This window comes from Thiomicrorhabdus aquaedulcis (assembly GCF_004001325.1).
Classification (GTDB): Bacteria; Pseudomonadota; Gammaproteobacteria; order Thiomicrospirales; family Thiomicrospiraceae; genus Thiomicrorhabdus; species Thiomicrorhabdus aquaedulcis.
The window spans coordinates 1657385-1668994 of sequence record NZ_AP018722.1 but is presented as its reverse complement, the minus strand read 5'-3'; the positions used below and the strand labels follow the sequence as shown (position 1 = coordinate 1668994).

Here is an 11610-nt window from a genome sequence, read left to right as displayed (position 1 = left end):
AATACCAGAAACTCTATTCGATGATAACGCGAGGCGCGCATGGCGGTATTTGAATACAGAGCCTTAACCCAGCAAGGTCAAACCACCAAAGGGGTGTTGGAGGGCGATGGTGAGCGTCAAATTAGACAAATGTTGCGTGATCAAGGTTTAAGTCCGATTGAAATTCGTGCCTTAGACGGCTCTAAAAAGTCGGCAGGGCAAGCCAGTGGGCGCGCTCAACAAACTCACCAGGCCTGGTTTGGTGCCAAAATTAAGGTCGATGAACTGGCGCTGTTTACCCGCGAACTTTACACCTTGTTGGATGCGGGGATTCCGCTAAATCAGGCGCTTAAATCGTTGGCCGGTCAGGCTGAATCTAAAACCTTAACGCGCTTTTTAAGCAGTTTGCACACGCGGGTGTCCGAGGGGTATTCGTTAGCCACGGCGATGGAAATGGCTCCGGCCAAAGTGTCGCACGACATTATTGCCACCATTCAAGCCGGTGAAGAGAGTGGCCATTTAGACAAAGTATTGTCGCGTTTAGCGGATGCGGTAGAACAGCGCGATCAGCTGAATAAAAAGATGAAAACCGCCTTGATTTACCCCGCCTTAATGGTGGTGGTGGCGGTATTGATTGTGTTTTTTTTAATGGTGTATGTGGTGCCCAAAGTGGTGAGCGTGTTTGACAACATGCAACAAGCCCTGCCGCCGTTAACCCAAGGGTTATTGAGCGTGAGCGAGTTTGTACAGAACCAATGGCCGCTTATGTTGGTGGCGGCTGTGGCACTTTGGTTGTGGAGTATTTGGTTGATGCGTCAAGCCAAATGGCGCTTTAAGGTGCACACCCTAATGATGAACGCCCCTGGCTTAAAACGCTTTTTAATTTACGCCGCCACCGCGCGTTGGGCGCGTACCTTGGGGGTGTTGTTGTCCAGTGGCGTGCCCATTAAAGATGCGCTGACCATTTCGGCCGAGGTGATGACCCTTGACCCCATGAAACAAGCGGTGTTAAAAATGGTGACCCAAGTGCGTGAAGGTAAAACGGTGGGCACGGCCATGACCGATGCGGGGTTTTTTCCGCCGTTGTTGCTTAATTTGGTTAAAACGGGCGAGGGCAAAGGCCAGCTGGACAACATGCTGTTAAAAGGCGCAAAGCATTACGAGTTGTCGGTTGAAACCGCCGCCGCCACATTGGTCAGTATTTTAGAACCCATGCTGATTATTATTATGGGCGGGGTGGTACTCACCATTGTGTTGGCGATTATGATGCCGATTTTTGAAATGAATCAAATGGTGGGTTAATCGCTTGAACGGGGTGGACGTTGTTTTCGTCACCCAGGGCGCGACCCGGGGTCTTTTGTGAAGTGTGATGAATGGATTACGGGTCAAGCCCGTAATGACTAACTCTGGAGTTAACCAGGCCTGGTCAAAACAATATTATATTTAATTATCAACGTGTTAAAGAGTAGTCTTAATAAAAAGGATGCAACATGCAAACAACGCAAGAAATCAACCGTAGCGGTTTTAAACACCACGCCCAACGCGGTTTTACCTTAATTGAACTGATGGTGGTGGTGGTTATTTTAGCGGTCTTAGCTGGCCTGGTGGTTCCCAAACTGATGGAACGCCCAGACGAAGCGCGTTTGGTCAAGGTTAAGCAAGACATCAGCGCTATTTCGTCGGCTCTGCAGTTGTATAAATTAGACAACTACATTTACCCCTCTACTGATCAGGGTATTGAGGCCTTGGTGACGTTGCCCGAGCAAGAGCCCGTGCCAAAAAATTGGAAAGCGTTATTGGACAGCGTGCCGTTGGATCCTTGGGGCAACCCATATTTGTATTTAATGCCGGGTGAGCATGGCGAGTTTGACCTGTTTAGCTACGGTGCCGATGGTGTAGAGGGCGGCGAAGGCATTAACGCTACGCAAGGTAATTGGGTCGAGAAAAAAGATGAATAATTTTTATGACGTGTTGAACGCTTAATAAGGTTAATAAGGTTAATGGAATGAACTGGGTCAATGTCGCATCGGCTAAAGTACACCGCCAACGTGGGTTTACTTTAATTGAGTTGATGGTGGTGGTGGTGATTATGGCAGTGGTCTTAAGCGTTGGCATGCTGTCGTTGCGACCCAGTGATTCGGCTATTTTAAACACGCAGCAAGGTCAGCTTAAAAGTGCATTGCGTTTAGTCAGTGATTACGCGGCGTTTGAGCAAAGGCTGTATTTAATGGCACCCACCCAAGACGGTTTAACCACGTATGTACTCACTGACCAGGCCTGGTCGGTGTCATCCCAAGTGGCTTTTTTGCCTTGGCAAGCAGGCCTAAGCGTGGAATGGAACACCGATTTAACCTTTGCCCAACAAAACCAATTGCCCCAAGCCGGTTGGCTGTTTTGGCCCAGTGGCGAGGTTTTACCCGGCGAGGTTAAGATACAGTTGGACGGACAAACTCAATTAACCTCCAATGCAAAAGGCGGTAAGGTTGCCGGGGTGACCACGGTAGTGTGGGATGGTTTGTTAAACTTTGAGACGTCGCTGTGAACAACATTGGCACAAATACCCTAACATTGGCCGTGCCATTAACGCGGCATGTCCAGCGGGGTTTTACCCTAATTGAAGTGATGATGGCGTTGGCGATTGTGGCCATTGCTTTAAGTGCGGTAAGCCGCACCATGGGGATGTCGGTTAGCAATCAAGCCCAGTTAGAGACCAAAGTGGCCGCCACCTGGTTGGCGCAAAACGAACTGCTTAGAGTGCAGTTAATGCCAGGTTTGCGCTCCGAAGCCGTACAAACCCATGATTTTATGGGGCGCACGTGGCAAAGCGAACTCACTACCGAACCCACGTTATTGCCCGGAGTGGTTAAAGCCCAAATGCGCATTACCGAACAACATGTGGTATTGCAATCCGAGTCTAAATCCGCATCGCAAAGGTTTTCTAAAACACAAGCGCACGCCACGTTAGTCAGCGTGGTGGGCGAGTGAGTCGCGTTCAATTTTGCATAGCACCATGCATAACATCGTGCGTAAAGCCGTGCGAAAAGCTCAAGTACGTTCAGCGCGGTTTTACCTTAATTGAGTTGCTGATTGCCCTAGCGGTGTCGGCGGTGATTGCCGCCTTGGCCTATCAATCTGTAAACGGCATGGTTAAGGTGCAAAGCGCGATGCAAGAACATACCGACCGCAGTGGTCAAGTGCAACGCGCGATATGGTGGATGGAACAAGATTTTATTCAAATGGTGCCGCGGCCTATTTTGGACGGTTTGGGTTCGAGCTTACCGGCTTTACAGTACCGTGCCGATTTAGGGTTAGAGTTAAGCCGTTTGGCACAGTTTCCCACCCCCAATGCTTCGGGTGGATTACTGCGAGTGGGTTATGAGTTAGAAGATGAAACGCTGGTGCGCTTTGTGTGGCCGGTGTTAGACCGTGCGCCCGACACCCAACCAACCCGTCAAGTGGTGTTAACCGGGGTTAAGCGTTTTACTGTGCGGTTTTTAAAAGCACTTCCCAGTGCCAATGATTTGATGGAACCTGGGATTGAATCTTGGGTAGAGGTTTGGCCACAAACTTGGACCGGCGAGGCGCTTACCCCAGTTATAATTTCTGCCACTAGCACCGCTGCCAATTCATCCAGCAAAGATGCCTTAACGGCTTTGCCGGTGTTAACCGAGGTGCAAATAGAGTTGGATGATTTGGGCATAATTACCCGACTGTTTAGGGGCGTAGACGCCGTAGATTGGAGCACCACGGTACGTGGCACGCAAGTCGTAAACGACATTGAAAACGATGCAAGCGGCGATACAACTGGCGATAAAACCAGCGATGCAACCGGCGAGGTTGAAACCGACGCTGGTTTAACCATTAACGCCGATGTGCCGGGTATAACCGATTCGTTATCGCCCGAGGCAACGCCATGAAACAGGCTCGGCATCATGGTGCCTCACAGCGCGGTTTTGCGTTGTTAACAGTCTTGGTCATTGTGGCGTTGGTGGCTATCATGGCCAGCAATGTGTTGTATGAACAATACGCGCAAATTAAACGCAGTACCCATATGTTGCACCAAGCGCAATCGCTGTCGGTGGCGTATGGGTTAGAAAGTTGGGTTAAAAAGGGTTTAAAAGTCGACGCGCAAAATAACGCCACCGACCATTTAACCGAAGTGTGGGCTCAACCCATGGCGCCCATGGCGTTTGAGGGTGGCGAGGTATCGGGTCAATTGGTCGATTTAAACGGCCGCCTTAATATTAACAACCTGGCCGACACCGACGAGGTAATGCGGGGTTTATGGTACGCTATGTTTACACGTTACGCGGCGCGCCAAGGGCTAGATTTTAGCCTAAGCGATGTGTTAACCGATTGGGTAGACACCGACGATGAGCCTATGCCATTGGGCGCCGAAAGTGACGCTTATTTATTGCTTAATCCAGCGTATCGTGCGGCTAACAGACCTTTTAGCATGTTAAGTGAGTTAAAAAATGTGCAGGGTTTTGCCACGCTCGAACCGTTAAAGTGGCAGGCCGTATTAAACGATTTGGCGGCATTGCCCAGTGTAAGCTCCATTAATGTTAATACGGCATCAAAAGTAACCTTATTGGTGCTGGCCGACTGGATAACCGATGCGATGGTAGACAGTTGGTTACAGCGCCGGCAAACCGAGCCGGCGCAGACCGTCGAAGAGTTTACAGCGTTTTTACAAACCCAAAGCGGGTTTACGCAAGCCGAAGTAGCGCTTGATTTTCCTGATGGGGTGTTAAGCGTGCAAAGCCAGTATTTTTTGCTTAAAGCGCAGGTCGATTACGGCGTGGCACAGCAAGCCGTATTTGGGTTGTTTTATCGAAAAAGTCCAACAGACGTTAGCTTAGTACAAAGGTGGTTAAGTGTTACAGAACGTGTTACCCAAAGCCGCGCAGCCCCCTAAACGCGGGACAGCCATAACGCCCGTGAGCGTTAAATTTACTCAAGACGACACGCTGGTAGTGGAATCGTTGGCGCGTACCGTCACGTTGCCCAGTGAGGTGGACGCATTATTGGCAGAACTTAAGGCACAGGGCGTTTTAAAAAGCGCGGTGGTCACCGTATGGGTTCCCACTCAGTCGGTACTGTTAACCCAAGTGAGCGTGCCAGGAAAACGTAAAGCCGATTGGCAAGCGGCGTTGCCTTATGCGTTAGAAGAGAGTTTGTCGCAACCCATTGAGCAGTTTCATATCGTGAGCTTTGCGCGCGATACCCATGCAGGCAATACGGTGTTTTGTGCCGTGGTCGAACGCCAAAAAATGCTTACCTGGCAAGCCGGTTTAAACGCCGCAGGACTCGAACACGCCCAGTTGGTGCCAGATTGTTTTGCATTGGATTGGCCGTTTAACCCAACAAACAATCCAGCCAATCTTAAATCGACTGACCAGGCCTGGTTGGTTTATACGACCAACCAATCTACTTTACACACTGTGCGCACCGGTTTCTACAGCGGTTTTGCGTGCGACCATGCCTGGTTTGAGCAAATTAGGCATTTGCCAGAACATCAAAATAAGACACTGCAGGCGGTTGAACCAACATTTACATCGGCCAGTGTCCTGTCGGCATTAAGTTTAACCAAGGGCGATTTTAAAGCCCAATCAGTATGGGGCGCGGGCGTTAAACGTTTGCGTTGGGCGGGCGGTTTAGTGGCGCTTATGCTGGTTACGTCCATGTTGGCGACACATTGGCAGACCCAGCGATTAGCCGCGCAAGCAGATGTGTATCAAACCCAAACTCACGCGCTGTTTAAGCAGTTGTTTCCAGATGTAAAGCGCGTGGTCAACGTGCGGGCTCAAACCAACAGTCGCTTAAAAGACCAACCAACCAACCGTACCCAAACCTCACCGATGCAGATGATGCGCGCGCTAGAAATCACAGTGCTTAAAAACCCCGAGGTTACGCTTAAAAAAATAGCGCTGCAACCGGTTAAAAATGGTCAGCGTATGAGCGTGCAAGTCAGTGCCGCCAATGCCGCGGCGTTGCAAACGTTAGTGAGTGTGAGTGAGGCGGCAGACGTCCTAACGCCCGGTACTGCCAATATGTCTAATAAGTCTAACATGGCTAATATAACGTTTAGTTTAGAGCTTAAAAACGTCACCGCAACCTTGGCAGAAGGAGTGTTGTATGTGGATGCAAATTAACCAGGCCTGGTCAGCTTTAGCGGTGCGCGAACGCCGATTATTAATAGGTTTGGCGGTATTTTTAACGGGATTTATGTTTTATCAACTGCTGTGGTTGCCTATTCAAAATGCTCAACAACAAGCGCATGCAGCCTTGCAAAAATCTCAAGCCGATTGGCAGTGGCTTAACGAACAAGCCCCTAAAATAGTCGAAAAAAGTGCAACGGGAAGGGCAACGGTGCTTACAGACCCACTTGCGTTTAACAGTAAAACCGCCTTAATCGACAGCGTGCAACAAACGCTGCGTGTGCAAAATTTATTGCGCGCCGCCCAAGGTATTGAGCCTACCGCACAAGGGGTTAAAGTCCGGTTTGCTCAAGTAGATGCTCCGCGCTTATTTGCCTGGTTGGCCGCTCTTGAGCAACAAGGCTTGGTGGCGAGTCGCTTAGATATTACTCCCATTTCGCCCGGCTTAACCCAGGCCGAAGTGCAGTTTGACGTGTTAGCAGATGCCTTGCGCAATGCCGGCACCAACGCACCAGGTGCGCGTTAATGAGTGCTCAATCTTATGCCAGTTCTCATGGTAAACCCCATGCAAAAACCTTTAATGGCATGCGCTCTAAAAAAGCGTTTGTGCAAGGGTTGTTGCTGTTTAGTGTAGGTTTGGTCGTGTCGGTAGGTTATCACTTGCCAGCGGCATGGGTGCAAAGTACCTTAAACTTGCCCAGTGCCGCATGGCAAGCTCAGTCCACTCAAGGTACGCTGTGGCAAGGGCAAACTCACCTGCTCACTTTAAACCCGCGTACCGTGGTGGGGTTGGTTGACTGGCAGGTATCACCAAGCGCCCTTTTTTGGGGCGATTTAGCGTTAAGGCTAAATGTAAACCGTGAAAATGCATCACCCGGCATCACCCTAAAGACTCACGCAAGCGTACCTTTAACCGCGTTGTTTAATGCGTCTAACCCATATTCTTTAAACGTGAACGCACTTAATGGCCAAATAGATTTAACGGCCATGTACGCGCATTTAAGCGCGTTGGGTGTTCAAGTTGCAACCGCAAAAGGCGCCACACGCGGCGGAACACTGCACTTTGAAGATATGTCGGCCAACGTTAATTTACCCAATTTATGGCCAACACAATGGGCTGGTTCAGTGCGTATTAGCCAGCTTGAACTCTTAGGCAGTACCATGCCTGACCTTATTGTTACACCGAGTATCGACAACGACAAAGTAGTTCTTTCTTTGGCCTCGGCTCAAACCGATAGCCAAGCTAACAGTACCAGTAATAGCCAAAGTAACGCTTGGCAATTGTCGGGTAAAATAGTCTTTACGCAAGCGCACGTTACATCACCGTCAATCACAACCGAGCGCAGCATACATTACCAAATTGATCTCACGCTCACCGCGCAATCGGCACAGCAAATGCCCGATTGGGCCAGTTTTATGAACCTAAAAAGCCCCACAGTTGCCATATTAAGCGCGCAAGGAGCCCTGTAATGAAGCAAATAAACATCACAAGGCCTGGTGACTCTTTAAATAACACCGTTAAACGCATTATCGCCATTGGGTTACTAGGGATGCTAGGGTTGCTATCGGCTTGTGGCGGCGGGGGAGGAGGAGGTTCTTCAACGCCGCCACCGCCACCCGATACGCCTATTACGGCCATCAATGATCCGTTTATTGAACACCAATGGTCGTTGTATAACAGCGGCCAAGCTGCGTTGGTGTATGACGGAACCGGTGGTGTGCCGGGTGCTGATATTAACGTGTTTGGTGCGGGTGAAGGGGTAGACGCTTACGCGCAAGGCTTTACCGGCGATGGTGTCCATTTGGCAATTATCGATGAAGGTATGGAGATTGGCCATGAAGATTTAAGCCCCAATGTGGTGCTCAATGGTTCATATAATTTTTCTAATAATGGTAAAAGTCTATTTGACCCAACGTCAACGTTTGTTGATGGTGATCACGGCACAAGCGTAGCGGGGTTATCCGGTGCGCGTGGCGGAAACAGCCTAGGAATTTGGGGCGTTGCCCCAAGCGTTGAGTTGCATGGTTTTAATTTTTTAGCGTCGCAAGAATTTAACGAAGAGTTAGCGGCTTTGGGTTACAAAGAGTCGGCTGATCAGTTTGTAGGACTTACCTCTACCCAAATCGATGTATTTAATAAAAGCTATGGTCGTAATCCTGATTATGTTCCTGAGGGCACTGAGTTGACGTATTACCAAACCATCATGGACGCATTGGAATGGGGTACAAATAATCTTCGCGCGTTAAAAGGCGCGGTGTACGTTAAAGCAGCTGGTAATGAATTTTACAGCGACTCTGGCAGTTGCGCTAATGGTATGACCTGTTACAACGTCAATATGGAAACCGAACACGCCACACCGTTTCAAATGGTGGTGGGGGCGTTTAACGCCAGTGATCGCCGAGCAAGCTATTCCAACACGGGTTCGGCACTCTGGTTATCGGCGCCGGGTGGCGAGTTTGGTGTTGAAAGTCCAACTTTAGTCACCACGGATCAAAGTGGTTGCACGATTGGTTACAGTCGAACCAACACGCCGTACGGCATCGTGCCCTTTGACGATGGAGCGCAAGGCACTGGCAATGAGTCGTGCAATTATTTTTCACGCTTTAACGGCACGTCTTCATCTACTGCCATGGTCAGTGGCGCGGCGGCTTTGTTGTTAGAGGCCAATCCTAATTTAACTTGGCGCGACGTTAAGCATGTACTGGCCAGCACAGCTCGCCAAATTGATCCCGATTTAAGCTCAAAAACCCTTGCGGTAAACAGCACAAGCGTGGTGTTAGAAAATGGTTGGGTCACCAATAATGCGGGCATAAAGTACAGCAATGCTTATGGCTTTGGGGCGCTTAATGTCGACGCTGCCATTACCCTGGCGCGCACTAATTACAGCCCATTGCTGGCCATGCAAACCGTCAGCACACCGGTTTTTTCTTTAAGCACTGACAACGAAATCCCCGATTTTAACGCCGCAGGTTTAAGCAAAATCACCACGGTTAATTCAACCCTAACCGCCGAAAGCGTGCTGTTAACGCTCAGCATTGTTGGGCGCGACAGCAATACAGAAGGCAATGTTGCCCATAATATTGACCTAAGCGATTATCAAATTCTTTTAACCTCGCCGTCGGGCACGCAAAGTATTGTGCTTACCCCGTTTAACGCCTATTTGCCGCATTACGACATGAACAACCTTATGCTTATTAGCCATGCGTTTTACGGCGAGGCTCTAAATGGCAATTGGACAGTGACCGTGCGCGATTTGGACAACAGTACCAATGGAACAGGTTTGGGCAAGTTAGTTAATTGGTCGTTGACGCTGTACGGTCACTAAAGCCTGTAAATAAGACAAAAAGATAAGACAACAAAGGACACCCTGATGCAATTTAAAAAACGATTTATACCCATTACGGTCCGTACACTGCTGCTGGCGGGTTTATTGGTGTCTAACCAGGCCTGGTCATTTACCCAACCGTGTGAGCTGGTGGTTAAAATGGCCGATGCCAAGGTGTATCAAGCCCAACCGAATCGGCTGGCGAGTTTATTGCCGCTGAATAAACTGCCAGAAGAGTGGCAATTAACGCAACTTGAAACTCACGGTGCGTGGTTTGTGTATTCCACCACCCATCCTGATTTAAGTTACACCCAATGTGCGCCGTTAAGCCGCTTGTTTAACAACAAGCCCTACGAGTTTATGCCGGTTTTTTTAAACAAACAAACCGGGGTTAACGCCGTGTTGACTGGCACGTTTATAGTTAAAAGCTACGAGGCAGACGACCTAGACAAAATTGTCAACCGTTACGGCTTTAAACTGCTGACTCGTCTGCCCAATCCGCTTACTGCGATTGTTGATGTACTGCCGCAAACGTCGTTTGATACCTTGTTAGAAACCTTAGACCGCGATAAAGACGTGCAATTTGCCGTGCCCATTTTGAGCGAGCCGCGTTATAAAACGCGTTAACTTTTTGCTAACCCTTTGTTAAAAGGGTGTAATTACTCAAGAAAGCCAAAGTGAACTAGTAAACTCAATACAAACTCAATATAAATTCAACATAAATTCAAAATAAATCTTGGTAGATTAACGCCTTTTAAAATCAAAAGGTTTTAGTCAAAAAGTTTCACATTGGTTAAACGGTAATAGGTGAAACAAACCCAGAAGGTTTTACGGCCAAGACCGAGCATTGAATTTGCTCCAAAATCGTTTCGGCGGTATTGCCAATGACCAGGCCTGGTAAACCACTGCGTCCAAGGGTTCCCATCACAATTAAGTCAATGTTTTGGTCTTGGGCTATTTGTGGAATCACCTGTTCTGCACGACCTTTAGGCAGCATGACATTTAAATTAGGTTTGCGTGCTCGATACGCGGCTATTTCATGGTCGAGCGCCCAGGCATGTTGCTGATGGACGCTTTCGGTAAAACGTAATACATCAACATCCGACAGGTCGCTGTTCCAGTAACGCATTAGATTTTCGGCTTCTGCTTGCCATGCGTGTACAACGGATAAGGCCGAATCATCGTGTTCTGCCATGGCCAACGCTAAACTTAAAATAGATTCATTAAGATGGTTTGGCGCAAGGTTTTCAGCATCAATGTCCACGTCTATACTGGCCATAACACGCTCAAAAGGTAAGCTAGTGCCTTGTTTATGCAACAGTACGGGGCAGGGGCATTTGCGCAATAAATGCAGGTCTTGACTACCAAACACATAATGGCTTAAAGATGATTCAATTTGATCGGTTTGCTTTATCATCAAGTCGACGTTGGTTTTTAAGACAGTTTGAATGGCTTTGTAAAAAGGTTTTCCAAATTCAACTTGGGTGCTTAAGTGCACTCCCACTTGATTGGCTTGCATAGCCCAAGGGTGCATAGCCGATAAAGCGTTTTGGGTTTGTTGCGCGATAATATCGCCGGGCAAGTAGTTTTTTATCCAATCGGTTAAATTGGCTGTCAGCTCGGGCAGTACGCTTAACACCGTAAGGTGGGCATTATGTTGTTGAGCGAGCCTAAGAATCCAGTCAAACAACGCTTGATCGTTTGGGATGTTTTGCGACATGAATAAGATGTGTTTAAAGTTCATCATGGTTCCTTAGTTTTGTGTTATCAAACGGTTTACGGCTTCCACTGCTGCATCGTGGTAAGGGATTAAAACCATGTCTACGCCCATCTTTTTAAAATAATCGGCATCCTCTTGATGTGTGGCGGCTAAGGCGATTTTGCCACGATAATGGTCTTCTTTAAGCGACTTAAACAAGGCTAAACTAATTTGGCGGTCACGCATGGTTCCTACTACCCAACGGGCTTCGTGTAATGGCAAACTGGCAATAAACTCGGGGTCTTCGGCATCGCCGTATCGCGTGGGAACGCCATGCTCGGCAGTTTCTTGCACCAGTTCGGGGTTAAAATCGACCGCAAGCACAGTTTTACCTTGTTTTTGTAAATCTTTTGCCATAACCATGCCAAAACGTCCTAAACCAAAT

Annotated in this window: 13 protein-coding genes; 11 read left to right on the top strand and 2 right to left on the bottom strand. The window is 48.6% G+C overall.

From position 1 onward, the window contains the following. Nucleotides 1-39: 39 nt before the first annotated feature. From gspF to EP181_RS07580, 11 genes are all read left to right on the top strand, one after another. Nucleotides 40-1281 (top strand): type II secretion system inner membrane protein GspF, encoded by a 1242-nt coding sequence (gene gspF / locus EP181_RS07630; RefSeq protein ID WP_127471111.1) that lies wholly within the window; start codon nucleotides 40-42, stop codon nucleotides 1279-1281. A 188-nt stretch (nucleotides 1282-1469) separates the two neighbouring features. Continuing rightward, nucleotides 1470-1937: a type II secretion system major pseudopilin GspG gene (gene gspG, locus EP181_RS07625; protein ID WP_127471110.1), complete on the top strand. Its 468-nt coding sequence runs from the start codon at nucleotides 1470-1472 to the stop codon at nucleotides 1935-1937. A 47-nt stretch (nucleotides 1938-1984) separates the two neighbouring features. Then, nucleotides 1985-2521 carry a prepilin-type N-terminal cleavage/methylation domain-containing protein gene (locus EP181_RS07620; RefSeq protein ID WP_127471109.1) on the top strand — a complete coding sequence of 179 codons (537 nt, stop codon included), beginning with the start codon at nucleotides 1985-1987 and terminating at the stop codon, nucleotides 2519-2521. Continuing rightward, complete coding sequence (gene gspI, locus EP181_RS07615) at nucleotides 2518-2964, top strand: type II secretion system minor pseudopilin GspI (protein WP_127471108.1); 447 nt, start codon at nucleotides 2518-2520, stop codon at nucleotides 2962-2964. The genes EP181_RS07620 and gspI overlap by 4 nt, the downstream gene beginning before the upstream one ends. Then, entirely contained in the window at nucleotides 2961-3896 is a 936-nt protein-coding gene (gene gspJ / locus EP181_RS07610) for a type II secretion system minor pseudopilin GspJ (RefSeq protein ID WP_127471107.1), read from the top strand. The genes gspI and gspJ overlap by 4 nt, the downstream gene beginning before the upstream one ends. Further along, on the top strand, nucleotides 3893-4897 hold the full coding sequence (gene gspK, locus EP181_RS07605) for a type II secretion system minor pseudopilin GspK (RefSeq protein ID WP_127471106.1): 1005 nt from the start codon (nucleotides 3893-3895) through the stop codon (nucleotides 4895-4897). Before gspJ ends, gspK begins: the two co-directional genes overlap by 4 nt. Continuing rightward, the gene (gspL, locus tag EP181_RS07600) at nucleotides 4857-6134 is read left to right on the top strand and encodes a type II secretion system protein GspL (RefSeq protein WP_127471105.1); all 1278 of its coding nucleotides are present in this window, start codon (nucleotides 4857-4859) and stop codon (nucleotides 6132-6134) included. Before gspK ends, gspL begins: the two co-directional genes overlap by 41 nt. Next, nucleotides 6118-6666, top strand: coding sequence for a type II secretion system protein GspM (gene gspM, locus EP181_RS07595; RefSeq protein WP_127471104.1), 549 nt, complete (start codon nucleotides 6118-6120; stop codon nucleotides 6664-6666). Before gspL ends, gspM begins: the two co-directional genes overlap by 17 nt. Further along, nucleotides 6666-7610: a type II secretion system protein N gene (gene gspN, locus EP181_RS07590; protein ID WP_127471103.1), complete on the top strand. Its 945-nt coding sequence runs from the start codon at nucleotides 6666-6668 to the stop codon at nucleotides 7608-7610. Before gspM ends, gspN begins: the two co-directional genes overlap by 1 nt. Further along, nucleotides 7610-9466, top strand: a complete 1857-nt coding sequence (locus EP181_RS07585) for a S8 family serine peptidase (protein ID WP_127471102.1) — start codon at nucleotides 7610-7612, stop codon at nucleotides 9464-9466. Before gspN ends, EP181_RS07585 begins: the two co-directional genes overlap by 1 nt. 45 nt (nucleotides 9467-9511) lie before the next feature. Further along, complete coding sequence (locus EP181_RS07580) at nucleotides 9512-10093, top strand: hypothetical protein (RefSeq protein ID WP_127471101.1); 582 nt, start codon at nucleotides 9512-9514, stop codon at nucleotides 10091-10093. Between the two features lie 166 nt (nucleotides 10094-10259). On the opposite strand, the gene EP181_RS07575 is transcribed toward EP181_RS07580, so the two are convergent. Continuing rightward, nucleotides 10260-11210 (bottom strand): universal stress protein, encoded by a 951-nt coding sequence (locus EP181_RS07575; RefSeq protein WP_172959719.1) that lies wholly within the window; start codon nucleotides 11208-11210, stop codon nucleotides 10260-10262. A gap of 9 nt (nucleotides 11211-11219) precedes the next feature. Continuing rightward, nucleotides 11220-11588 carry an NAD(P)-binding protein gene (locus EP181_RS12050; protein ID WP_197723364.1) on the bottom strand — a complete coding sequence of 123 codons (369 nt, stop codon included), beginning with the start codon at nucleotides 11586-11588 and terminating at the stop codon, nucleotides 11220-11222. Between the last annotated feature and the right edge of the window lie 22 nt (nucleotides 11589-11610).

Bases quoted from the DNA above. Each gene is read 5' to 3' on its own strand.
- gspK (WP_127471106.1), top strand. From the start codon at position 3,893: ATGAAACAGGCTCGGCATCATGGTGCCTCACAGCGCGGTTTTGCGTTG.
- EP181_RS07580 (WP_127471101.1), top strand. From the start codon at position 9,512: ATGCAATTTAAAAAACGATTTATACCCATTACGGTCCGTACACTGCTG.
- gspG (WP_127471110.1), top strand. From the start codon at position 1,470: ATGCAAACAACGCAAGAAATCAACCGTAGCGGTTTTAAACACCACGCC.
- EP181_RS07585 (WP_127471102.1), top strand. From the start codon at position 7,610: ATGAAGCAAATAAACATCACAAGGCCTGGTGACTCTTTAAATAACACC.
- gspM (WP_127471104.1), top strand. From the start codon at position 6,118: ATGTGGATGCAAATTAACCAGGCCTGGTCAGCTTTAGCGGTGCGCGAA.
- EP181_RS07620 (WP_127471109.1), top strand. From the start codon at position 1,985: ATGAACTGGGTCAATGTCGCATCGGCTAAAGTACACCGCCAACGTGGG.
- EP181_RS07575 (WP_172959719.1), bottom strand. From the start codon at position 11,210: ATGAACTTTAAACACATCTTATTCATGTCGCAAAACATCCCAAACGAT.
- EP181_RS12050 (WP_197723364.1), bottom strand. From the start codon at position 11,588: ATGGTTATGGCAAAAGATTTACAAAAACAAGGTAAAACTGTGCTTGCG.
- gspF (WP_127471111.1), top strand. From the start codon at position 40: ATGGCGGTATTTGAATACAGAGCCTTAACCCAGCAAGGTCAAACCACC.
- gspN (WP_127471103.1), top strand. From the start codon at position 6,666: ATGAGTGCTCAATCTTATGCCAGTTCTCATGGTAAACCCCATGCAAAA.